The sequence below is a fragment of the Humitalea sp. 24SJ18S-53 genome (assembly GCF_050632385.1).
Taxonomy (GTDB): Bacteria; Pseudomonadota; Alphaproteobacteria; order Acetobacterales; family Acetobacteraceae; genus Humitalea.
On record NZ_CP192599.1, the window covers coordinates 15,516 to 37,277 of the forward strand.

At 67.8% G+C, this 21,762-nt stretch carries 20 protein-coding genes; 8 read left to right on the forward strand and 12 right to left on the reverse strand.

From position 1 onward, the window contains the following. Window positions 1-18 precede the first annotated feature (18 nt). Both ACQW02_RS00080 and ACQW02_RS00085 read left to right on the forward strand, forming a co-directional pair. On the forward strand, window positions 19-1,191 hold the full coding sequence (locus ACQW02_RS00080; RefSeq protein WP_431283238.1) for a CaiB/BaiF CoA transferase family protein: 1,173 nt from the start codon (window positions 19-21) through the stop codon (window positions 1,189-1,191). Beyond that, a complete protein-coding gene (locus tag ACQW02_RS00085) occupies window positions 1,188-2,087 on the forward strand; it encodes a hydroxymethylglutaryl-CoA lyase (RefSeq protein WP_431283239.1) in 900 nt (299 codons plus the stop codon). The genes ACQW02_RS00080 and ACQW02_RS00085 overlap by 4 nt, the downstream gene beginning before the upstream one ends. Before the next feature lie 79 nt (window positions 2,088-2,166). Here the strand turns inward: ACQW02_RS00085 and ACQW02_RS00090 are convergent, their stop codons facing one another. Then, window positions 2,167-3,216 carry a DMT family transporter gene (locus ACQW02_RS00090; protein ID WP_431283240.1) on the reverse strand — a complete coding sequence of 350 codons (1,050 nt, stop codon included), beginning with the start codon at window positions 3,214-3,216 and terminating at the stop codon, window positions 2,167-2,169. Between the two features lie 204 nt (window positions 3,217-3,420). Here ACQW02_RS00090 and ACQW02_RS00095 point away from each other — a divergent pair, with 204 nt between their 5' ends. Continuing rightward, window positions 3,421-4,965 (forward strand): ArnT family glycosyltransferase, encoded by a 1,545-nt coding sequence (locus ACQW02_RS00095; RefSeq protein ID WP_431283241.1) that lies wholly within the window; start codon window positions 3,421-3,423, stop codon window positions 4,963-4,965. Between the two features lie 146 nt (window positions 4,966-5,111). Then, a complete protein-coding gene (locus ACQW02_RS00100; protein WP_431283242.1) occupies window positions 5,112-5,912 on the forward strand; it encodes a YdcF family protein in 801 nt (266 codons plus the stop codon). A 383-nt stretch (window positions 5,913-6,295) separates the two neighbouring features. Here the strand turns inward: ACQW02_RS00100 and ACQW02_RS00105 are convergent, their stop codons facing one another. The 11 genes from ACQW02_RS00105 to hemH all read right to left on the reverse strand — a co-directional run bounded on the left by ACQW02_RS00105 (window position 6,296) and on the right by hemH (window position 17,198). Beyond that, window positions 6,296-7,039, reverse strand: a complete 744-nt coding sequence (locus ACQW02_RS00105; protein ID WP_431283243.1) for a hypothetical protein — start codon at window positions 7,037-7,039, stop codon at window positions 6,296-6,298. A 188-nt stretch (window positions 7,040-7,227) separates the two neighbouring features. Further along, the gene (locus tag ACQW02_RS00110; protein ID WP_431283244.1) at window positions 7,228-8,100 is read right to left on the reverse strand and encodes a glycosyltransferase family 2 protein; all 873 of its coding nucleotides are present in this window, start codon (window positions 8,098-8,100) and stop codon (window positions 7,228-7,230) included. Next, window positions 8,100-8,960 carry a glycosyltransferase family 2 protein gene (locus ACQW02_RS00115; protein ID WP_431283245.1) on the reverse strand — a complete coding sequence of 287 codons (861 nt, stop codon included), beginning with the start codon at window positions 8,958-8,960 and terminating at the stop codon, window positions 8,100-8,102. The genes ACQW02_RS00110 and ACQW02_RS00115 overlap by 1 nt, the downstream gene beginning before the upstream one ends. Then, window positions 8,957-10,069, reverse strand: a complete 1,113-nt coding sequence (locus ACQW02_RS00120) for a glycosyltransferase (protein WP_431283246.1) — start codon at window positions 10,067-10,069, stop codon at window positions 8,957-8,959. Before ACQW02_RS00120 ends, ACQW02_RS00115 begins: the two co-directional genes overlap by 4 nt. Beyond that, a complete protein-coding gene (locus ACQW02_RS00125; RefSeq protein WP_431283247.1) occupies window positions 10,066-11,097 on the reverse strand; it encodes a glycosyltransferase family 4 protein in 1,032 nt (343 codons plus the stop codon). Before ACQW02_RS00125 ends, ACQW02_RS00120 begins: the two co-directional genes overlap by 4 nt. Next, the gene (locus tag ACQW02_RS00130; protein ID WP_431283248.1) at window positions 11,094-12,611 is read right to left on the reverse strand and encodes a flippase; all 1,518 of its coding nucleotides are present in this window, start codon (window positions 12,609-12,611) and stop codon (window positions 11,094-11,096) included. The genes ACQW02_RS00125 and ACQW02_RS00130 overlap by 4 nt, the downstream gene beginning before the upstream one ends. A 59-nt stretch (window positions 12,612-12,670) precedes the next feature. Continuing rightward, complete coding sequence (locus ACQW02_RS00135) at window positions 12,671-13,345, reverse strand: sugar transferase (RefSeq protein WP_431283249.1); 675 nt, start codon at window positions 13,343-13,345, stop codon at window positions 12,671-12,673. A 313-nt stretch (window positions 13,346-13,658) separates the two neighbouring features. Further along, window positions 13,659-14,618 carry a glycosyltransferase family 2 protein gene (locus ACQW02_RS00140; RefSeq protein WP_431285985.1) on the reverse strand — a complete coding sequence of 320 codons (960 nt, stop codon included), beginning with the start codon at window positions 14,616-14,618 and terminating at the stop codon, window positions 13,659-13,661. Window positions 14,619-14,929: 311 nt separating this feature from the next. Further along, window positions 14,930-15,376, reverse strand: coding sequence for a protoporphyrinogen oxidase HemJ (gene hemJ / locus ACQW02_RS00145; protein WP_431283250.1), 447 nt, complete (start codon window positions 15,374-15,376; stop codon window positions 14,930-14,932). Beyond that, complete coding sequence (locus ACQW02_RS00150; protein WP_431285986.1) at window positions 15,376-16,044, reverse strand: HAD family hydrolase; 669 nt, start codon at window positions 16,042-16,044, stop codon at window positions 15,376-15,378. The genes hemJ and ACQW02_RS00150 overlap by 1 nt, the downstream gene beginning before the upstream one ends. A gap of 2 nt (window positions 16,045-16,046) precedes the next feature. Then, window positions 16,047-17,198 carry a ferrochelatase gene (hemH, locus tag ACQW02_RS00155; protein ID WP_431283251.1) on the reverse strand — a complete coding sequence of 384 codons (1,152 nt, stop codon included), beginning with the start codon at window positions 17,196-17,198 and terminating at the stop codon, window positions 16,047-16,049. A gap of 158 nt (window positions 17,199-17,356) precedes the next feature. Here hemH and ACQW02_RS00160 point away from each other — a divergent pair, with 158 nt between their 5' ends. From ACQW02_RS00160 to ACQW02_RS00175, 4 genes are all read left to right on the forward strand, one after another. Next, entirely contained in the window at window positions 17,357-17,929 is a 573-nt protein-coding gene (locus ACQW02_RS00160) for a nucleotide exchange factor GrpE (protein WP_431283252.1), read from the forward strand. Between the two features lie 148 nt (window positions 17,930-18,077). Beyond that, complete coding sequence (gene dnaK / locus ACQW02_RS00165) at window positions 18,078-20,003, forward strand: molecular chaperone DnaK (RefSeq protein WP_431283253.1); 1,926 nt, start codon at window positions 18,078-18,080, stop codon at window positions 20,001-20,003. A 96-nt stretch (window positions 20,004-20,099) separates the two neighbouring features. Beyond that, entirely contained in the window at window positions 20,100-21,239 is a 1,140-nt protein-coding gene (gene dnaJ, locus ACQW02_RS00170; RefSeq protein ID WP_431283254.1) for a molecular chaperone DnaJ, read from the forward strand. Between the two features lie 71 nt (window positions 21,240-21,310). After that, on the forward strand, window positions 21,311-21,694 hold the full coding sequence (locus ACQW02_RS00175) for a PRC-barrel domain-containing protein (RefSeq protein WP_431283255.1): 384 nt from the start codon (window positions 21,311-21,313) through the stop codon (window positions 21,692-21,694). Window positions 21,695-21,762: the final 68 nt, after the last annotated feature.

The window sequence follows — 21,762 nt, forward strand, 5'->3', positions numbered from 1 at the left end:
AACAGAGGGACGGGCCGCATGCTGCCGCTGGATGGTCTGAAGGTCGTCGAACTCGGCCACTACATCGCCGGACCCTTCGCGACCCGCTTGCTGGCCGACATGGGCGCCGAGGTCATCAAGGTCGAACCGCCCGAAGGCGACCCGATCCGCGGCTGGGGCGCCACCAAGGACGGTCATCCGGTCTGGTTCAGCGTGCATGGCCGCAACAAGATGTCGGTCACGCTGGACCTGAAATCGCCGGAGGGACGGGCGCAGATCCTTGCCCTCTGCACCCGCGCCGATGCGCTGGTGGAGAATTTCCGCCCCGGCTACCTGGAACGAATCGGCCTCGGCCCGGATGTCCTGCACGCCGCCAACCCGCGCCTGGTGATCGCCCGCGTGTCCGGCTACGGCCAGGACGGGCCCTATCGCGACAAGCCCGCCTTTGGCGCGATCGGTGAGGCGATGGGCGGGTTGCGCCACCTGACCGCCAACCCCGGCCAGACCGAACACCCGCCGCCGCGCTGCGGCGTGTCGATCAGCGACGATCTGGCCGGCATGTATGCGGCGATGGCGGTGGTATCGGCCTGTTGGGGGCGGGACCGGCAGGGGAGCGAGGGCAAGGGCCGGATCATCGACCTGGACCTGGTGTCCAGCGTGTTCTCGCTGATGGAGGGGATGCTGCCGGAATACGATTTGTTTGGCCGGGTGCGGCAGCCGGCCGGGGCGGCGATCCCGACCGCGGCGCCGACCAATACCTATCTGTGCGCCGATGGGCGGTGGCTCTGCATCGCCGGCAATTCCGACCTGATTTTCAAGCGGCTGATGGCGGCGATCGGGCGCCCGGAGTTTTCCGACGATCCGCGCATGAAGGACAATATCGGCCGCTGCGCCCATGTGGGCGAGTTGGACGGGGCCATCGCGGATTGGACGCGCGGGCGCAGCGCCAAGGACGCGGAAGAGGTGCTGGAGGCGGCGGAGGTGCCGTGCTCGCGCCTCTATGACATCAAGGATTGCGCCGAGGATCCGCATTTCGTCGCGCGGCAATCGGTGTTCCGGGTGAACGACCCGCTGATCGGGCCGGTGCTGCATCCGGCCGCACCCTTCCGCTTCGATGGGGTGCCGCCGCCGGAGATGGTGCGTTGGACGGCCCCGGCCATCGGCGCGCACAATGACCACGTCTTTGGAACGCTGTTGGGAGCGAAAGCATGACCGGCGTCAGCATCAGCGAAGTCGCCCCGCGCGACGGGTTGCAATCCATCGGGGCCTTCGTGCCGACCGAGACGAAGATCGCCATGGTGCGCGCCCTGCACGCGGCGGGGCTGCGGCGGATGGAGGTGGGGTCCTTCGTCTCGCCCAAGCATGTCCCGCAGATGGCCGATACGGCGGCGGTGCTGGCGGCGGCCAAGACGCTGCCCGGGCTGGAATGCTGCGTGCTGGTGCCGAACCGGCGCGGCTTCGACCTGGCGTTGCAGCATGGCGCGCATCGCCTGGGCCTGTTCATGAGCGCCACGGAACAGCACAACCTGGCCAATCTGAACATGACGCGGGAGGCGAGTTTCGACGCCCTGACCGCGATCATCCGCGACACGCCGCGCGACGTCGCCATTCGCTTCAACCTGTCCTGCGTGTTCCATTGCCCGTTTGAGGGCGTGGTGCCCGAAGCCGCCATCCAGCCGCTGGTCGAACGCATCGTGGCGATCGACCCGCGCATGGAGATCGCGCTCTGCGACACGACCGGCAATGCCGCGCCCGACCAGGTGGCGCGGGTGATGCGGGCGGCGATCGTGGTGGGTGGGCCGCGCTTCGCCTACCACGGGCATGACACCTACGGCATGGGGGTCGCCAATGTCGCGGCTGCCTATGAGGCCGGGGTGCGGGTGATCGACAGCGCGGCGGGCGGCCTGGGCGGGTGCCCCTTCGCGCCGGGGGCGACGGGGAATGTGGCGACCGAGGATGTCGCCTGGATGTTCGCCCGCATGGGGGTCGCGACGGGCATCGACTATCCGGCGCTGCTGGTCGCGGCCGATTATTGTGCCGGGGTGCCGGGCGGGACGCCGGGCGGGCGGATGCGCGGGGTGCCGGCGGCGCGCAGGCTCGCCGCCTAGCTGGAGCATTTTCAAGTCAGGTGGCCTCACCTGACGACTTAGAAAATGCGCCAAAACAACGGTCTAGGCCGGTGCGACGCTACCCATGACCATGCCGGTGATGCAGGTCCGGGTAATGCGGATGGCGGTGCACGAGCGGTGCATGCCGGTGCCAATGCGTATGCGGTTCGCCCGGCGGTAGGTTGGGGTCGTGCGCATGCTGGTGATGCGCGTCGTGCCGATGCCGGTGCTCGTGCTCCATCGCATCATGGGCATGGTCATGCTCGTGCTGCTCGGACAGATGCAGCCATAGGCCGAGGCCCATCAGGCCGCCCGCGAGCAGCAATGTCATCGATATCGGTTCGCGCAAGACGACCACGGCCAGCACCGCGCCGACGAAGGGCGCCAGCGAGAAATAGGCCCCGGTGCGCGCGGCACCGAGATGGCGCAGCCCCAGCACGAACAAGGCCAGGCTGACCCCGTAGCCCAAAAAGCCGACGCCGCCCGCCGCCACGACGGTGCCCGCCGGCGGCAGGTAGGCGCCGCTCGCGAAGGCGAGGAGCAGGTTGACCGTGCCCGCGACCAGCCCCTTCAGCATCGCGATCTGCACCGGATCGGCGGAGGAGAGTTTCCGCGTCAAATTGTTGTCGATGCCCCAGCACAGGCACGCCCCCGCGATCAGCAGCGCGCCCCAATCCAGCGCGGCGCGTCCCTGCCAGGACAGCAGCATCGCGCCCGCCAGGATCGCGAAAGCCCCCACCAGCAAACGCCGGTCCACGTTTTCCCGAAACCACAACCAGGCGATCCCCATGGTCGCCAGGCCTTCCAGATTGAGCAGCAGCGACGCGCTGGCCGCATCGGTGCGGCTGAGCCCGAACATCAGCAAGAGCGGCCCGCCGATCCCCCCCGAAAGGATCACCAGACCGAGCCAGGGCATGTCGGCGCGGCGCAACGGCGCCTCGGTCGCCGGCAGCCGAAGGCTGGCCCGGCAGAGGTGGACGATGGCAAGCCCGGCCCCAGCGCCGAGATACAGCAGGCCGGCCATCATCCAGGGATCGACGAAGCCGAGGAGAAGCTTGGCGACCGGCGTGCTGGCACCGAACAGGATGGCCGATAGCAATGCGAGCGTGATGCCGGGATTGATCGTCATGCCTCGGACCCTAACGCGGACGGAGGCAGGAGTCCTGTGGGCCTGCGCCCGCGTCGCGCCTGCCGGAACGGCGCGGACAAAACGCGGCAGGGCCGCGAAGGGACCGCCGCCAATTCCACGATTCCGGATTGCCCCAAGGCGCGGGCTGTAGTTGTTGTCGCCCCACCGTTCGACCCCATGACTGGTGCCAGGACCCCAACCCGCATGCGCACCGGCCCCTTGCCCGACGCGACGACCAGACTGCCGGAATGGGCGGTGCCGCTGCTGATGCTGGCGGCGGCCTTGCTGTTCCGCGCCCTGTCCTTCGTGCCGGCGGTCGTGGACACGGATGAGGGGCTCTACATCCTCCAGGCGCGGGAATGGCTGCGCGGGGGCTGGCCGCTCGATGCCGTGTGGGACATGCATCCGATCGGGGCGCCGGCGGTCTTCGCCATCGGCATGGCGGGCTTTGGGTCGGGCATCGCGGCCGTCCGCCTGCTGGGCGCGGTCTTCGTCGCGCTGACCGCCTGGGCGCTGTATGGGCTGGCCCGCACGGGGGGTGTGGCGCGCGCGCCGTCGCTGGGGGCGGGGGTGCTCTATGCCGCGCTGACGACGCAGTTCGGCGGCATGGCGACGAATACCGAATTGCTCTTCGCGCCCTTTGTCGTGGCGGCGCTGACCATCGGGCTGCGCGGCGCGGTCACGGCGCTGGATTGGGACGAGGCGCCGCGCTGGTCGTCGCTGTTCTGGATGGGGCTGCTGGTCGGCATCGCCCTGACCATCAAGCCGGTGGCGACGCCGGAGGGGTGCCTGGCCTTTGCCCTGCTGGTGCTGGTGCCGCTATGGCGCGGGGTGCTGGGGTTTGCGCGGGGCCTGGCGATGGCGGTGGTCTATGCGGGGCTTTGCGCGCTGCCCACGCTGCTGTTCGCCCTGGCCTACGCGATCAAGGGCGACCTGGCCGAGTTCCTGGACGGGTCGTTCGAGGCGCCGATGCGCTACGCCGGTGGCCGGCATGGGTTTTCGGATGCCGCCTGGGCCGTCGGTATCGCGGCGCTGACCGTGCTATGGCCGATCGTGCTGGGCGTGGTGGCGCTGGTCGGGCGGCGGACGCCGGAGGGGATGGTGCCGGTGTCCTCGCCGGGGCGGCGGATGGGGGTCTTGGGGCTGGCCTGGCTGGCGGCGGCGTCGCTGGCGATTGCCGGGCCGGGGATGTTCTACATCCACTACTTCCTGATCTGGCTGCCGCCGCTGTCGCTGCTGGCGGCGCTGGGGGCCTGGGCGCTGGTGGACCGGCTGTGGCCGGCGCGCGCCGCGCTGGGGTTTTCCGTGATCATCGGCGTGGTCGCGGTGGATGCCTGGCGGGTCGATACCATCCCGCGCCTGCGCCAAGGGATCGGGCTGCATGCGCCGGACCCGGTGCGAGAGGTCGCCCGCGCCGTCGCCGCCGTGATCGCCCCGGGCGAACCGGTGCTGATGGCCAATTACCATTCCGTCGTGATCGCGTTGTCGGGGGCGGGGCTGGCCACGCGCTATGCCTTCCCGCCGCATTTTACCGGCCTGTATGGTGGCGTGACCGGCATCGACATCGATGCGGAGGTCGCCCGCGTCCTGGCCGAACGCCCGGCCGCGATCGTGGTCGATCGGGGCTGGTGGCACTCCATCCGCCCGGAGGTGCAGGCGATGCTGACCACGGCGCTGGCCGAGGGCTATGTGCTGGCGGCCAGCGTGCCGGAGGAACGGGGGATGGTGGAGGTCTGGCGGCGGCGGTGACGCTTCGCTATCGCTAGACCGTCATGCGTTCGCATTCGCTCACGCATGACGGCCTGGCTTGTTGTTTGGTCGCGTGATTCAGCCCTTCGGCGCATTCGCGCCTACGGCCATCACGCTCTTGCCCCCACCCTGAACCGGAACCCGCCGTGACCGACGTCACCTACGTGCTGTCAAAAATCCTGTGGTTCGTGCTGCGGCCGGGCACCTTGGCGCTGCTGTTTGCCTGCATCGGCCTGGCGCTGATGTGGCGCGGCCGGCGCTGGGGGCGCTGGCCGCTGCTGGCGGGGATCGGCTTCTTCGTCGTGATCCTGGCGACCCCTGTCGCCCCCTGGGTGGTGGCGCCGCTGGAAAACCGCTTTGCCCGCCCAGACCCGGTACCCGCGCATGTCGATGGCATCATCGTGCTGGGCGGCGCCGTGGACCAGAACCTGACCGAGGCCCGCGGCATCCCGGCCCTGAACGGCGCCGCCGAACGCATGACCGAAGGCGCCATCCTGGCCCGCCGCTTCCCCGACGCACGCCTGGTGTTCACCGGCGGGCAGGGGTCGCTGGTGCATGGCACCCTGACCGAGGCCGATGTGGCTCGGGGGCTGTGGACCGCCCTGGGCGTGCCGCAGGACCACGTGATCTACGAAGACGAAGCCCGCAACACCTTCGACAACGCCGTGCTGACCAAGCGGATCGTGCAACCGCAACCGGGGCAGGTCTGGCTGCTGGTGACCTCGGCCAGCCATATGCCGCGGTCGGTCGGGGTGTTCCGCCAGGCGGGCTGGCAAGTGGTGCCCTGGCCGGTGAATTTCCGCACCGGCAGCAGCACCGCGGCGCTGTACGACGCGCCGTTTCCGGAACGGATCGGGCAGTTCGAGGCGGGGCTGCGGGAATGGGTGGGGCTGGCGGCGTATTGGCTGATGGGGCGGACGGATGCGCTGTTCCCGGGGCCGCGCTAGACTAATTTCTAGACTAGGACTACACAACCGCGAGATGGGGCGAGGCACAAGCCGAACGCTATGTGCTGGCGATTTGCGACGCCTGCCCGCAGCTTGCAGCAAGATAAAGACCAGTCGCTCTGCTGATGTCGTTCGGGCCGGGTTCCGGAAAGCGCCGGTCGGATCGCATGTGCTGTTCTTTCGACTTACTGACGCCAGAACGCGCAACATGGCCCGGGTCCTTCATCAGCGCATGTACTTGCCTGAGCATCTGTGACACACCAAAGCGTAACCTGCCAGAGCGTCGTTTGTGCGTGCATGATATCCATTATAGAGTGTAATGGCAGAGGTATTCGCGTCCCGTGGGGTTTGCTGAGGTAGGCGTCCTGCTGGGTGCATCGGCGCTATCTTGTAGCGTCTTCCAGCGCATTAACCGTGCTTGCTACGAGATCACTCATCTTCTCGAGGACAAGCGTTATCGGCTCGTGCGCGATCTGCAACACGGCCGAGAATGTGAATGCCACCCTGATCCACACCTTGGGGCCGTCGCGCGTCAACCCATCGTTTTGTATATAGTGGTTCTGAATTTCTGGATTAGCCGCATCTGCTGGACTTCCTCGCAGACCTAGTGGCAACCCGTCGCGCGGTTCTGCGCCCGTGATGACGATCTTATAATTCTTGCTAAGCACCTGCACGTGTTTATCCAATACGTTCAAATCATGCAGCGCACGTATTAGGTAGCCTTTTCCGCCATAATAAGGCTCTATTTTTACGATAGCATCACGAGCAGATGCTGACGCTTTAAATTTTTCCGCTAAGTATTTTTGAAATGATTGCTTGTCTTCACCATGTGGAAAATAGGTGCTTCGCTTTTTACCTTCAGGAACACAGCAACAAGCGGCTTGGTCAAGGGCGGAACGAAGATTGTAAAGAACATCGGCGGCGTTAAGCCGAAGGTCGGCCGGTATAGGGCGGTTTTCGTCCACTACGACATTATGTGAATTTAACGTACCACCCGGCTGCAGAGTGACGCGTAGGAAGCCGGTTCCCTCTAGCCGCCGGAATGCAGTCCAATAGGCATCAAAATGGGTGCGAGCGCGTGCAATTTTCATGTGCGGGCTATTGAAACCACTAATATCGTCAGACATCGCTGATGCTGCCTCCGGTCCTGCTCTTAGTTTATTGTATATGGTGCTAGCCGCGTTATCGTAGAAATAATTAAATATTTATGCATCGCATCCGGAGCGTTATACATGACACCGGCTTGCGCGTGCGAAAGTCAGGTTTGGCTGTCGGGGAAAGACGAATAGCGGCAGCCAGTAATTGCCTTGCGATCCTACAAATCCAACACCCGCCGCGGCGACGCCTTGCCGGTGATCAACTCCCACACCCCCAGCATATTCCCGCGGAACCGACCAAACCGGTCCACATGCGGCTCCGGCGCCACCGAGCGGATGAGATTGATCAGGCAGTGGCGGCCCGCGCTCGGCAGCGCGTGGCTCCAAGGAAAACTGCCCTTGCGCGCCAAATAGATCGGGTTGACCACTTGGCTGTACCCCAACCGTTGCCCCGGGCCGCGGCCGAGTTTCACACCGAGGTGCACGCCCCGCGCGCCGGCCAGGCGCAGGATGCTGCCGTGTTCGCCCAAGCGGCGGGTCACGTCGATGTCTTCATACCAGGCGTAGAGGGGCAGGGCCTCGTCCACGCGGATGTCGTGGGCACGCACGGTCGCCATGCGAAAGGCCATGTTGCAGCCATAGCCGTTGAAATGCGGCACGGCGTCGGCCAGGGGGCCGGCGTAGCTGTCGGCGGCCAGGATCGCGCGGCCTTCGGGCACGGTGATCCCCGGCCCCTTGGCGCCATCGGCCAGGACGGTGCCGGTCGCGACCACGCAGTCTGGGCGGGCACGGAACACGGCCTCCAGCGCCTCCAGGTATTCCGGCGCGGGCAGGAAGTCGTCGTCGAGGAACAGCACCACGTCGCAATCCTCGACCGCGTCCAGGATCGCGTTGCGCTGGCGCGGCAGGCCGGGGGTGGTGCGCAGCCAGGTGATGTCAGGGTGCTGCTGCGGCAGGTCGTTCACGTCGTCGCTGGTGGCGTGGCAGACCAGGATGCTGTCGGGCGCGCGCGTTTGCAGCGCCAGTTCGGCGATGGTTTCGGCCAGGATGGTGGGGCGGCCGCGGGTGGCGATGCCGATGGCGATGCGCATCAGGGTGTCATCGGCTTCAGCGGGGCGCGGTCGCAGCGGGCGAACAGCCCGCGCAACCGGCCTTGCAGGGTGCGGGCGTAGTAACGGCATTCCAGCCCGCGCAGGCGAAGCGCGCTCAGGACCAGGCCGCCGATCGGGCGGATGACGAAGGGCAGCCAGATCGTGATGGGCGCGTGCCGGCGCAGGGCGAGGCCAAAGCCCGCGCCGTAATCCTGCGCCCGGTCGGCGGCGACGCGGGTCAGCCGCTTGTCCGGGTGGATGATGCGCAGGCCGGGGTCATAGACCGCCCGGTACCGCGCATGCAGCGCGCGCGCGACAAGATCATTGCCCTCGGCCGAGCCGAAGGGCGTGCCCGGCCCCATGCGGTCATCGAAACCGCCGAGCGCCAGCGCCACGTCGCGCCGGATGAAGAGGTTGAACTCGATCACGCTGGTCCAGACATTTGCCACGGTGATGGCCCCGCCATCCTGGCGCCAGCGGCCGGAGCCGAGGCCACCATCCGGCGAGGCCGAGGGACCCGTCAGGATACGCAGCGCCGGGTCGGCGGCAAAGGTCGATGCGACGCGGTTGAGCACACCGGCTGGATACAGGCAGTCATCATCGGGGAAGGTCACGATTGCGCCCTTGGCCGCCCGCAGCCCCAGGTTGCGCGCGTGGCAGGCATTGGCGACCGAGGAGCGCAGCCAGGTCAGCGGGAAATCAGCCGCATGGCGGGCCATGATGTCGGCCAGGCGGTCGTCGCCGTTCTGGTCGACGACGATCACCTCCATGTCCGGGCGGGCCTGGGCGCGCAGGGTGTCGAAGAGTTCGGCGAGTTCCTGGGTGCGGCCGCGTGTCGCGACGATCAGCGAGAACATCATGGCAGGCGCGCCGCCACGACCGCCTGCATCGCGGTGCGGAAGGCGTCGTGGCTGAAGCGCAGCGCATTGGCGCGGCAGTCGTCCGGCGAGATGGCCAGGGTGTCGAAGACAGCCATGGCATCGATGATCGATGCGGCGGTCTGTTCGGGGAACAGCAGGCCCGTGGGGGCCGCGTGGGGCGGGGGGATGATGATGTCGCGCGATCCGCCGCGGCCGAAGGCGATCATGGGCGTGCCGCAGGCCTGGGCCTCGACCATGGTGATGCCAAAGTCTTCCTCGGCGGCGTGCAGGCAGGCGCGGGCGCCCTGGGTCAGGCGGACCAGCTCGTCCTGGCCGACGCGGCCGCGGAATGCGATGTTGGGCGCATTCGCGGCGGCGGCGCGCACGGCCGGCATGTTGGGCCCGTCGCCGACGATGACCAGGCGACGGCCGGGCATGCGGGCAAAGGCCTCGGCGACGATTTCGATGCGCTTGTAGGGCACCATGCGCGAGGCCACGAGGCAGTAGTCCTGTTTTTGCGCCTGGAGCGAAAAGCGTTCCACATCGACAGGCGGATGCACCACCAGCGCATCGCGTCGCCACACTTTCTGGATGCGCTCGGCGATATAGGCGGAGTTGGCCACCAGCACATCGACCCCGGCGGCGGAGCCACGGTCCCAGATACGCAGCTTGTGCAACAGCCAGCGCGTGTAGGCGCCCTTCAGCCCCGTCTCCAGCCCGGCTTCGCGCAGGTATTGCGCCTGCAGATCCCAGGCGTAGCGCATTGGCGAATGGATGTAGCTGACGTGCAATTGCCCCGGCCCGGTCAGCACGCCCTTGGCGACGGCGTGGTTGGAGGAGACGATCAGGTCGTAGCCCGTCATGTCCAACTGCTCGATGGCGAGCGGCATCAATCCCAAAAACCAGCGGAAGCGCTTTTTGGCGAAGGGCAGCCGCTGGATGAAGGTGGTCTTGGGCACGCGGCCGCCCAAAAATCCGCGCTCGTCATCGGGCAGGAAATCGCAGACGACGTAGAGGTCGGCATCGGGCCAGCAGTGCAGGAGTTGTTCGAGCACGCGCTCGGAGCCGGCATAGGTATCGAGCCATTCGTGGACGATGGCAGTTTTCATGCACGGGGTTCCGGCAGCAGGCGCAGCAGCGTTTCGGCCGCCCGTGCCCAGGTGAAATTTTTCGCTCGCGCCAGCCCGGCGTCGCGCAGGGTGGCGGCGAGGCCGGGTTCGTCGAGCAGTCGGCGCAGCGCGTCGGTCAGGGTCGAGGGCACGGCACTGTCGAACCAGAGCGCGGCATCGCCACAGACCTCCGGCACCGCGCCGGATGCGGCGGCGATGACGGGGCAGCCGCAGGTCATGGCTTCCAGCGGCGGCAGGCCAAAGCCTTCGTAGCGGGAAGGGAAGACCAGGCAGAGCGCGTTTTCATAGAGCGCGCGCAATTCGGCATCGGTGACGCGGCCGAGTGCGACGGCGCCAGGGCCGCCGCCGGCCGGGCGAAACACCGCGGGATCGGCCGCGCCGGCCGCCGCCAGGTGCATGCCGCGTTCGGCCAAAAGGGCGGCGGCATCGCGCAGCGCGTCGAGGTTCTTGTGCGCGGCGCGGCTGCCGACGGCCAGGGCGTAGCGGCCGGGCTGCAACCCGTGTTTTTCCAGCACGGCGATGTCGGCGGGGATGCGCAGGACGTGCTCGCCGCCCTCGGGCATCACGCCGATGCGGCTGGGGTCGATGTGCAGGTTCTTGGCGATGCGCCCGCGCGAAAACTCCGACACGGTGATCAGCCGCGCGCCGGTCCGCGCCAGGGCGTGGTGCAGGAAGCGATACCAGAGCCGGAAGGGCAGGGAATAGGATTCTGGGGTGTCGAAGACGCCGGCGTCGTGGATCACCACGGCCTGGCGCCGCCCGACCCGCAGCGGGGCGGTGTTGCCGAGGTTGATCAGCACATCGCCGCTGAGCGCGCCGGGAAGGTCCAATTGTTCCCAGGCCTGGCCGGACCGGCTGCCGATGGCGATGCCGCCCGTGACGCCGGGCGGGGTCAGCAGCCGTACCGGCCGCAGCAGGGCCAGGGCGGCCGTGACCTCGCCGGCAAAACGCTGCACCCCGGTCAGCCCCTGGGCCAGATAGCGGCCGTTGACGGCAAGCCCGGTCATGCCGCGCGCCGCCGCAGCAGCGCCCGCGGGTCGCGGATGGCGCGAAAAAAACTGGCGCGTTCGTCCATCGACAAGGCGCCGAGCGCCCCCACGACAAAACCCAGCAGCGCGAGGCTGCCAAACAGCAGCGCCAGGGTCGTGGTCGGCATCGCGGCAGCGGCCGCCAGGCCGAGGCCCCCGAGCGCCAGAGACGGCACGACCTGCCGCACGGCGGTCACGGCGGCGGGGTAAAATCGGCCCGCGAGCCACAGCCGCCCGGCGCAATCGACGGCGGCGCGCAGCGACCAGACGGCGGCGGCGCCCTCGATCCCAAAACGGATCAGGGCCAGCGCCGATAGCGGCAGGAAGACCACCACCTGGGCGAGGGCGAACTTGGCCGTGACATCGGGTCGCCCGATCGCGTCGATCAGGCTGCCGGGGGCGAAGGCCACGCAGGAAAACAGGATGCCGACCCCCAGGATCCGCATCACCCCGGCCCCGCCATCGGCGAAATTGGTGCCGAGCCAAAGCTGCAAGATCGGATGCGCGAAGGCGACCAGCAGCAGGCAGGCCGGCAGCACGATGGCGCCGATCAGCAGGGCGCCCCGGCGCAGCAAGGTCACGGTTTCCGCCGGCAGGGTGCGGAAGCTGGAAGCCAGGGCCGGCAACAGCGCCTGCGCCACCGCCACCGGCAGGATCCAGAACCGCATCACCAGATCCAGCGGCGTGGCGTAGAAGGCCACCGCCGACAGGGTCAGCAGCGCGCCGATCAGGAAGCGGTCGGTATAGAGCAGCAATTGCGTTAGGATGCCCGAGACCGTCATCCAGCCGCCGATCCGCATCAGCGGCAGCACCGGCGCCAGGCGCGGCCGGCGCCACAGCCCCGGCACCAGCGGCCGGATCAACCAGGCGTAGGACAGGGTATTGGCCAGCCGGCAGGCGACCAGGGTCAGCATCACCCCGACCAGCGAGTCCCAGACCAGCAGCGCCAGCACCGGCCCCAGGTAATAGAAGATGCCGACCGGGATGGTGACGAGGTTTGCCGCCCGAAATTTCTGGTGCGCCGCCAGCACGCCCCAGAGGGCAGCATTCACCACCACCAGGGGGGCGGCGACCACCAGCACGCGGATCGCGGCAATGGCTTCGGCCTGCAAAGCATCGGGGACGTTCAGGATGCGGCCGACCAGGGTCGGGACGCCGAACCAGACCACCAGGCAGGCGGTGCCGCTGAGCGTGGCCAGCACGGCGATGGCGCCGGCGACGAGTTCGGCCTCGCCTTCGCGCTGACCCAGGCCGATGCGTTCGGACAGCGCCCGGGTCAGCGCCTGGCCAACGCCCAGGTCGAGGATGGAAAAAACCCCCACCAGGGCCAGCGCCAGGGTGAAAAGCCCCCAGCGGTCGATGCCCATCTGGTGGATCAGCACCGGGGTCAGGACCAGTGCGAGGACCAGGGGAAGGCCCCGGCCCAGGGCGTTCCAGAAGACGCCGGACACCATGCGTCGGCCGCCAGCGCGGGTTACGGCTTCTTCTGTCATGGGATTTGGCGCCGCATCGACGCTGCCTAACTCAGGCAGCGTCACGGGTCATCAGTGGATCAGTAGGCGCCGCGGCGGAAGATGATGACGGCCGGGGTCATCAGCAGCAGGCGGATGTCCTGCACCAGCGACGGCTGGGTCACATAGGCCACGTCCATCGCCACGCGGCGGGCGTAGGAGACGTCATTGCGGCCGCTGACCTGCCACAAGCCGGTGATGCCAGGGCGTACCGTCTGATAATGGCCGGCGGCAGCGCCGTAGTAGGTGTCCAGCTCGGTCGCCGTGACCGGGCGGGGGCCGACCAGGCTCATTTCGCCACGCAGCACGTTGATCAGCTGCGGCAGTTCATCAAGGCTGGTCTTGCGCAGGAAGGCGCCGATGCGGGTGACACGCGGGTCGCGCTTCAGCTTGCGGGTCGCATCCCATTCGGCCCGGGCCTCGGGGTCGCTGGCCAGCAGGGCGGCCAGGCGCGCTTCGGCATCCGGGACCATGCTGCGGAACTTCAGGCAGCCGAAGGACCAGCCGCCACGGCCGATGCGGCGATGGGCGAAGAGTGCGGGGCCGCCATCGGCGCGGACCAGCAGGGCCAGGATGGCGAAGGGAATGGCCAGCACCGCCAGCATCGCCGCGGCGCCCATGATGTCCATGGCGCGCTTGGCGGCCGGGCGCAGCGCTTCGCGCAGCGCATCGGTGCGGGAGCCGGCCGTCAGCGACCCGGCGCGCAGGGAGATCATCCCCTGGCCGCCTGCATCCGGCTGCATCCTCTGCAAAGTATCAACGCCCGACATGACCGAGACTCCAGTCTCAAATGCCCGCCGGCTGTCCCCGTGAAACCCTTGCCCCCAGGGCAATCGCTTCACCGGGCATTCCGGCGTGAGGGTCTTTTCGCAGACGCTCGGGACGCCAATGCGACCGGGTTGGGGCAGGATTGTGGCAGCGCACCGAACCGGACCTATTTGGGCCGAAGCGGCCGGGTGTCGGCCTCTGGGCCGGGCGGGGCGGAGGGCGGGCGGATCGTTCCGGTTGGAACGGGCCGTATCGGCCGTTTCAGGCCGGCGGATGGCTCGGCAGGTGGCGTTCCACCAGATAGAGCGGGCGCTGCTTCGTTTCGTTGAAGATGCGGCCCAGGTATTCGCCGATCAGCCCCAGCGTGACCAGTTGCACCCCGCCCAGGAACAGCACCACCACCATCAGGCTAGGGTAGCCCGCGACATCGGCGCCGAACATGACGGTCTTGACGATGACCACGACCAGATAGACCAGCGCGCCAAAGGCGGTCAGCAGCCCGAGGTAGGTCGCGACCTTCAGCGGTGCCACGGTGAAACTGGTGATGCCCTCCAGCGACAGGTTCCACAGCTTCCACCAGTTCCACTTGGTGGTGCCGGCGGCGCGCGGGGCGCGGTCGTAGATCACGGCGCGGGAGGGGAAGCCGACCCAGGCGAACAGCCCCTTCATGAAGCGGTGGTGTTCGCGCAATTGCAGCAGCGCATCCAGGGCGCGACGGCTCATCAGCCGGAAATCCCCGGTATCCTTGGGCAACACGACCTTGCCGCCGATCCGCTGCATCACGCGATAGAACCCGGCCGCGGTGGTGCGCTTCAACCAGGATTCGCCATGGCGTTCGGCGCGCTGGGCGTAGACGACGTCGAACCCTTCGCGCCAGCCGGCGACCAGGTCGGCGATCACTTCGGGCGGGTCCTGCAGATCGGCGTCGATGACCACCACCGCATCGCTGGCGCGGGCATGGTCCAGCCCGGCGGTCAGAGCGATTTCCTTACCAAAGTTGCGCGACAGGTTGACCACGGCGACCCGCGGATCGGTCGCGCGCAGGGCCAGCATCAGGGGCAGGGTGCCGTCGCGGGAGCCGTCGTTGACGTAGACGACCTCCCAATCCAACCCGATCGCATCCATCGCGGCGGTCAGCCGGGCGTGGAAGGCGGGCAGCACCTCCTGCTCGTCAAACGCCGGCACCACGACCGACAAGGCCGGGGCGGTGCTGGCGTGGATCGGGGCCTCGGCGACGGCGGGTGCTGCGATATCGGGCATGCGGCCTGTCCTAACGGGTTGCGCGAAAACGGGGAGGTTGCGCCCTGGAAGGGGCTTCGCCCCCTCCAGACCTCCCCCACCAGGGGCCGCCGCCCCTGGACCGGCGGAGTATTGGTAAAATAAAGAGAGGGGCATGAGCCGCCATTGGCCAATGGAACGCCAGTGATGCCCCTCTCTTTATTTTACCAAATCGCGTGGGTTCCAAGGGGGCACGGCCCCTTGGTGGGGAGAGTTTGAGAGGGGCGAAGCCCCTTTCAAAGCGCCAGCACCCTTCAGAACGGCTTGGCGATCACCATGACGACGATGACGATCAGCAGCACCGTGGGGACCTCGTTCATCGCGCGCCAGTGGCGTTCGGTGCCGGGGCGGCCGTCAGCGGCGAATTTTTTCTGCGTGATGGCGAGGTACCAGTGCATGGCGGTCATCAGGATCACCGCGGTGAACTTCAGGTGCCACCAGCCGGCGGTCCAACTGACCACCCCGGGCGTGAACACCAGGATCAGGCCGAAGAGCCAGGCGGCGTGCATCGCGGGGCCCATGATCGCGCGCAGCAGGCGGCGTTCCATCACCTTGAACGTCTCGCTGGTCGCGGAGCCGACGGGTTCCTGCATGTGGTAGACGTAGAGGCGCGGCAAGTAGAACAGCCCGGCCATCCAGGCGAAGACAGAAATCAGATGGAGCGACTTGGTCCAGGGGTAGAGCGGGACCAGCCAGTCCATCAAAACACGTCCTGCAGGCCCAGCAGTCCGGCCAATTCGCCCATGGCGTGAAATACCTCGGCGCCGGCGGCGGCCAGGCCCGGACCCTCGCCAGGGTGGGCGAAGCCCAGCACGCGGCAGCCGGCTTTGCGGGCGGAGGCGACGCCGGTCAGGCTGTCCTCCACCACCACGCAATCGGCCGGGCGCACGCCGCAGGAGGCCGCGGCGGCGATCCACAGGTCGGGCCAGGGTTTTGGCCGGGCGACATCCTGGAAGGAGAAGGCGCGGCCGGCGAAAAACCCGTCGAGGCCGAGGGCCGGCAGTTTGACCGCCAGTTCCTGGCGGGAGGAGTTGGAGGCGCAGGCGACCGGGATGCCCGCAGCGGCCACCGCCGCGACGGCGGCCTGGGCGCCCGGGATCGGGTCCACCCCGGCCGCCAGGATCGCCGCGATCTTGGCCGACAGGGCGACGCCCCAGCCGCGGGGCAGGGGGCCGGTCCGGGCCTCGATGATCGGCACCATGTCTGGGAGAGACAGGCCGAGGAAGTGTTGGCGCGCCTGGACTCCGTCCATCGGCCAGCCGCGCAGGGACAGGTCTTCGGCCACCATGCGATTCACCGTGCCCTCGGTATCGGCCAGCACGCCGTCGCAATCGAACAGCACGGCGCCCGGGCGGATTCGGGTGAACATGGTCACGCGGAGGCGGCTTCGCTGATGCGCAGGGCCGGGCGGCCGCCCTTGCCGGCGCGGGCATGCGGGCAATCGCCATGGGCTTTGGGGCATTGCCGTGGGCCGGCGAAGGAACAAAGCGACCGGCCGCCGGCCATGGCGCGATGCACGATGCCGGCCAGGGCGGCGATGAAACCGGCGTCGCTGTTCTGCGCCGGGACGCGGAAATAGCCGGGGACGCCGACGTGGTCGGCTTTCTCTCGGTATTCGATATCCAACTCGACCAGGGTTTCCGAATGTTCGGAGACGAAGGCGATAGGGCAGATCAGCACGGCGGTCTTTTCCAGGGCGGCGCGTTCGATCTCCGCTTCCGTGGAGGGGGTGATCCATTTTTGCGGTGTCGCGCGGGACTGGTAGCAGACGATATGATCAAGCCCCTCGATATGCAGGTGGCTGACCACGGCGGCGACGGTCTGTTCGACCTGCCATTGGTAGGGATCGCCGGCGGCGACGATGCTTTCGGGCAGGCCATGGGCGCTGAACAGCACGCGCAGGGGCACATCGGCCGGCAGGTCGGCGCGGGCGCGGGTGTAGGTATCCTGCACCAGGCGGGCGGTAGCGGCGGCGAAACCGGGGTCGGAATGCCAGCAGCAGACGGTGGTCGTCGGCACCGCAAACCCCTGGCGGCGGCAGGCATCGGCCCAGTCGTCCATCGAGGATCCGGTCGTGGTGGTGCTGAACTGGGGATAGAGCGGCAGGAGCAAAACCTCGTCTGGCGCCCAGGCCATGACGTCCCGCAGGGTTTCCGCGGCGAAGGGGTGCCAGTAGCGCATGGCGACGAAGCAGCGGGCATCGACCTCCGGTCGCAGGGCCGCTTCCAGCGCGGCGGCCTGGTCCCGCGTCAGTTCCAGCAGCGGGGATTTGCCGCCCAGGATGGCGTAGTTGGCTGTCGCCGCCTTGGTCCGCAGGGCCGCGATCACCCAGCCGAGGAAGGGGCGCACGATGCCCGGCACCCGCAGGATGGCGGGGTCGCGGAACAGGTTGGTCAGGAAGGGGCGGACCGCCGCCGGGCTGTCCGGGCCGCCAAGGTTCAGCAGCACCACGGCCACGCGGCGCTGGCGATCTTGCGGGTCTGTCGGGGGGGGGGCGGCGTCCATCAGGGGGGCATGTGCCATGCGCGGCACCATGGTCAAGGCGCCCGTGCCGGATTCACCGCGAATGCGGCGGGTGCCGACACATGGTTGCAACGGCGGGGCGCCCCGCCTAGTTGGGGACCGGAGCCTGACAGGGGCGCTTTGCGCCTGGTCCGACACAACACCGATGTGATCCCGACATGACCCAGATGCACGATACCCCCGGCGATCAGCCTGGGACCGACCCTTCCGACACCGTGACGCCGGACGCCACGCCGACCGTCGAGCAGACCATCACGGCGCTGGAGGCCGAGGTGGCCCTGATGAAGGACCGCTGGCTGCGGGCCGAGGCCGAGATGGCCAATGTCCGCGCCCGCGCCGCCAAGGACGCGCAGGATGCCCGCGCCTATGCAGTCCAGAAGTTCGCCACCGACGTGGCCGAGGCGGCGGAGAACCTGGACCGCGGCCTGGCCGCCCTGCCGCCCGAGACCGCCGATGAACCGGAGTTGCTGCGCAAGATGCGCGCCGGCTTCGAAGGCGTGCGACAAGCCTTTGTCGCCATGCTGGAACGCCATGGGGTGAAGCGGGAGGATGCGACGGGCAAGCCCTTCGACCCCGCGATGCACCAGGCGATGGCCGAACAGCCCGCCCCCCCGGGCGTCGCCCCGGGCACGGTGATCCAGGCCTGGAGCGCCGCCTGGACGCTGAACGGGCGCCTGCTGCGCCCGGCGATGGTCGTGGTGGCGGCCGGGGAACAGCCCTCGGCGGCGTGAAACCCGTTTTGCACAAAAAACCGGCACCTCTGGGACTTGTCGCCAGCGGAGTCGCTGAATACATCGCAGTCATCAACCCGATCCGCGAGGGGTCGTTGCCGGTGCCGACAAGGGCCGGTCGCGAACCGCCGCACAGGAGCAGACGGATATGAGCAAAGTCATCGGTATCGACCTCGGCACCACCAATTCCTGCGTGGCCATCATGGATGGCGGCGAGACGCGGGTGATTGAAAATGCCGAGGGCGCCCGCACCACCCCCTCCATGGTCGCCTTCGCCAAGAGCGGCGAACGTCTGGTCGGCCAGGCCGCCAAGCGGCAGGCCGTGACCAACCCGTTCAACACCCTCTTTGCGGTGAAGCGCCTGATCGGGCGCCGCTTCGAAGATCCGATGGTGCAGAAGGAAAAGGGCCTGGCGCCCTATGAGATCGTCAAGGCCGACAACGGCGCGGCCTGGGTCGAGGTCAACGGCAAGAAGTATTCGCCGGAAGAAATCAGCGCCAGCATCCTGACCAAGATGAAGGAGACGGCCGAGGCTTTCCTCGGCGAGAAGGTGACCCAGGCGGTCATCACCGTCCCCGCATACTTCGACGATGCCCAGCGCCAGGCGACCAAGGAAGCCGGCAAGATCGCGGGGCTGGAAGTCCTGCGCATCATCAACGAGCCGACGGCGGCCGCACTCGCCTATGGCCTGGACAAGAAGCACACCGGCACGATCGCGGTCTATGACCTCGGCGGCGGCACGTTTGACGTGTCGGTGCTGGAAATCGGCGACGGCGTGTTTGAGGTGAAGTCCACCAACGGCGACACCTTCCTGGGCGGTGAAGACTTCGATCAGCGGGTCATCGATTACCTGGCCGACGAGTTCAAGAAGGAGAACGGGATCGACCTGCGCTCCGACAAGCTGGCGTTGCAGCGGCTGAAGGAAGCGGCGGAGAAGGCCAAGATCGAACTGTCGAGCGCCAAGCAGACCGAGATCAACCTGCCCTTCATTACTGCGGACGCGAGCGGGCCGAAGCACCTTGTCCTTCAGGTCACGCGGGCAAAATTGGAGGCCCTGGTCGACGACCTGGTGCAGCGCACCCTCGCGCCCTGCAAGCAGGCGCTGAAGGATGCCGGCCTGGCGGCGAACGAGATCGACGAAGTCATTCTCGTTGGCGGCATGACCCGCATGCCCAAGGTCATCGAAGCCGTGAAGCAGTTCTTCGGCAAGGAACCGGCCCGCAACGTCAACCCGGATGAAGTGGTCGCCATCGGCGCCGCGATCCAGGGCGGCGTGCTGAAGGGTGAAGTGAAGGACGTCCTGCTGCTGGACGTGACGCCGCTGTCGCTCGGCATCGAGACGCTGGGTGGCGTGTTCACCCGCCTGATCGACCGCAACACCACGATCCCGACCAAGAAGTCGCAGGTGTTCAGCACCGCCGATGACGGCCAGACCGCCGTCACCATCAAGTGCTACCAGGGTGAGCGCGAGATGGCGGCCGACAACAAGCTGCTGGGCAACTTCGACCTGCAGGGCATTCCCGCCGCCCCGCGTGGCGTGCCGCAGATCGAGGTCACCTTCGACATCGACGCCAACGGCATCGTCAGCGTCCAGGCCAAGGACAAGGCGACCGGCAAGGAGCAGCAGATCAAGATCCAGGCGCGCTCCGGCCTGTCGGAAGCCGACATCGAGCGCATGGTCAAGGAAGCCGAGGCCAATGCCGACGCCGACAAGGCCCGGCGCGCGGCGGTCGAGGCCCGCAACGGCCTCGATGCCATGGTGCATGCGACCGACAAGTCCCTGAAGGACGCCGGCGACAAGGTGAGCGAAGCCGACAAGGGTGAGGCCGAAGGCGCCCTGGCGGCGGCACGCTCGGCCCTGGAAGGCGACGATGTCGATGCGATCAAGACCGCGTCGGAGCGTCTGTCGGCCGCGTCGATGAAGTTGGGTGAGGCGATCTACAAGGCCCAGGCGGCGGCGGAAGAGGCCAGCAAGGCCGGGACCGAAACCCCGCCCCCGGGCGGCGGCGCCAACCCGAACGAGAAGGTCGTGGACGCCGAGTTCGAAGACCTGGACCCGAAGAAGAAGAAGTAAGACTGATCTGACCGGCACTCGCCCGGCCCCAATCGGGGTCGGGCGATTTGCTGTTCGGGGCCGGCGGCAAAGACGGCCCCCTTGCTTACGGAAGACATGATGGCCAAGCGCGACTTTTACGAAATCCTCGGCGTCAGCCGGGACGCGAGCGATGAGGACCTGAAGAAGGCCTACCGCAAGCTGGCGATGCAGTGGCACCCCGACCGCAACCACGGGAACAAGGACGCCGAGCCGAAGTTCAAGGAATTGAACGAGGCCTATGACGTGCTGAAGGACCCGGAGCGCCGGGCCGCCTACGACCAGTATGGCCATGCGGCGTTTGACCAGTCGGGCGGGCGCGGCGGCGGTGGCGGCGGCAATCCGTTCGGTGGCGCCTTCGAGGACATTTTCGAGGAAATGTTCGGCCGCTTCGGTGGCCGCGGGCAGCGCCAGTCCACCGGGCGCGGCGCCGACCTGCGCCAGGAAGTCCAGATCACGCTGGAAGAGGCTTTTGCGGGCGCCAAGACCACCATCCGCGTGCCGAGTTCGGTGCAATGCGAAACCTGCACCGGCACGGGTGCGGAGGGCGGCAAGGCCCAGGCCCAGAACTGCGCGACCTGCCAGGGTGCGGGCAAGGTGCGCCAGCAGCAGGGATTTTTCCTCGTCGAACGGACCTGCCCGACCTGCGGCGGCCAGGGCCGCATCATCAAGAATCCCTGCAAGATCTGCGCGGGCAGCGGCCGCGTGCAGCGTGAACGCAACCTGTCGGTCACCATCCCCGCCGGCGTCGACGACGGCATGCGCATCCGCCTGACGGGTGAGGGGGAGGCCGGGTTGCGCGGTGCGCCGGCTGGCGACCTCTACGTGGATATCGGCGTGAAACCGCACGCGCTGTTCCAGCGGCAGGAGAACAACATCTTCGTTCGCGTGCCGCTGCGGATGAGCCAGGCGGCGTTGGGGGGGGCTGTGGAAGTGCCCGTGATCGACGGCGGCCGCGCCAAGGTCACCATCCCCGCCGGCACCCAGACGGGTGATCAGTTCCGCCTGCGCGGCAAGGGATTCTCGGTCCTGCGCAGCGGCGTGCGCGGCGACATGTTCGTCCAGGTCGCGGTGGAAACCCCGCAGAACCTGACGGCGAAACAGCGCGAACTGCTGGAGCAGTTCGAGGCCGAGGCCGAGGCCGGCGGCCGCGGCAGTCCGGAGGCGGAGGGCTTCTTCTCCAAGGTCAAGGAGTTCTGGGACGGGTTGGGGAGGTAGGCTCCAGGCAACCTTCCGCCGCTGCCGGGCGTTCTCCTGTCACGCGCAACCTTCGCGCCAGGAGAAATGCCATGAGCAGCACGACCAACCCCACCACCGCCACCCACGGCCACCTGATCGCCGCGACCAAGGTCAGCGGCAGCACGGTCTATAATCTCAAGGACGAGAAGATCGGCCGGATCGAGGACACCATGATCGACAAAGGCACCGGCAGCGTCGCCTTCGCTGTCCTGTCCTTCGGTGGGTTCATGGGCCTGGGCGGGAAGTTCTATCCCTTGCCCTGGCTGTCGCTGCGCTACAACACGATGCTGGATGGCTACGTCGTCGCGATCGACAAGGAGACGCTGGTCAATGCGCCGTCCTACGACGATGCCTCGGCGGTGGATTGGTCGGACGAGGCCTTTGGCCGCCGGGTCAGCGACCATTGGAAGGCCGTCCCGACCCACGCGATCTGATCCGACGCCCGCTTGACGCGGATAGGAGCCTGGCCGGAGTCTCCGGCCAGGTTTTTTCGTGGGAGCAG

Excerpts from the sequence above, each read along its gene's own strand:
- ACQW02_RS00080 (WP_431283238.1), top strand. The coding sequence starts at position 19 with ATGCTGCCGCTGGATGGTCTGAAGGTCGTCGAACTCGGCCACTACATC.
- ACQW02_RS00085 (WP_431283239.1), top strand. The coding sequence starts at position 1,188 with ATGACCGGCGTCAGCATCAGCGAAGTCGCCCCGCGCGACGGGTTGCAA.
- ACQW02_RS00090 (WP_431283240.1), bottom strand. The coding sequence starts at position 3,216 with ATGACGATCAATCCCGGCATCACGCTCGCATTGCTATCGGCCATCCTG.
- ACQW02_RS00095 (WP_431283241.1), top strand. The coding sequence starts at position 3,421 with ATGCGCACCGGCCCCTTGCCCGACGCGACGACCAGACTGCCGGAATGG.
- ACQW02_RS00105 (WP_431283243.1), bottom strand. The coding sequence starts at position 7,039 with ATGTCTGACGATATTAGTGGTTTCAATAGCCCGCACATGAAAATTGCA.
- ACQW02_RS00110 (WP_431283244.1), bottom strand. The coding sequence starts at position 8,100 with ATGCGCATCGCCATCGGCATCGCCACCCGCGGCCGCCCCACCATCCTG.
- ACQW02_RS00115 (WP_431283245.1), bottom strand. The coding sequence starts at position 8,960 with ATGATGTTCTCGCTGATCGTCGCGACACGCGGCCGCACCCAGGAACTC.
- ACQW02_RS00120 (WP_431283246.1), bottom strand. The coding sequence starts at position 10,069 with ATGAAAACTGCCATCGTCCACGAATGGCTCGATACCTATGCCGGCTCC.
- ACQW02_RS00125 (WP_431283247.1), bottom strand. The coding sequence starts at position 11,097 with ATGACCGGGCTTGCCGTCAACGGCCGCTATCTGGCCCAGGGGCTGACC.
- ACQW02_RS00130 (WP_431283248.1), bottom strand. The coding sequence starts at position 12,611 with ATGACAGAAGAAGCCGTAACCCGCGCTGGCGGCCGACGCATGGTGTCC.
- ACQW02_RS00135 (WP_431283249.1), bottom strand. The coding sequence starts at position 13,345 with ATGATCTCCCTGCGCGCCGGGTCGCTGACGGCCGGCTCCCGCACCGAT.
- hemJ (WP_431283250.1), bottom strand. The coding sequence starts at position 15,376 with ATGGACTGGCTGGTCCCGCTCTACCCCTGGACCAAGTCGCTCCATCTG.
- ACQW02_RS00150 (WP_431285986.1), bottom strand. The coding sequence starts at position 16,044 with ATGTTCACCCGAATCCGCCCGGGCGCCGTGCTGTTCGATTGCGACGGC.
- hemH (WP_431283251.1), bottom strand. The coding sequence starts at position 17,198 with ATGGCACATGCCCCCCTGATGGACGCCGCCCCCCCCCCGACAGACCCG.
- ACQW02_RS00160 (WP_431283252.1), top strand. The coding sequence starts at position 17,357 with ATGACCCAGATGCACGATACCCCCGGCGATCAGCCTGGGACCGACCCT.
- dnaK (WP_431283253.1), top strand. The coding sequence starts at position 18,078 with ATGAGCAAAGTCATCGGTATCGACCTCGGCACCACCAATTCCTGCGTG.
- dnaJ (WP_431283254.1), top strand. The coding sequence starts at position 20,100 with ATGATGGCCAAGCGCGACTTTTACGAAATCCTCGGCGTCAGCCGGGAC.
- ACQW02_RS00175 (WP_431283255.1), top strand. The coding sequence starts at position 21,311 with ATGAGCAGCACGACCAACCCCACCACCGCCACCCACGGCCACCTGATC.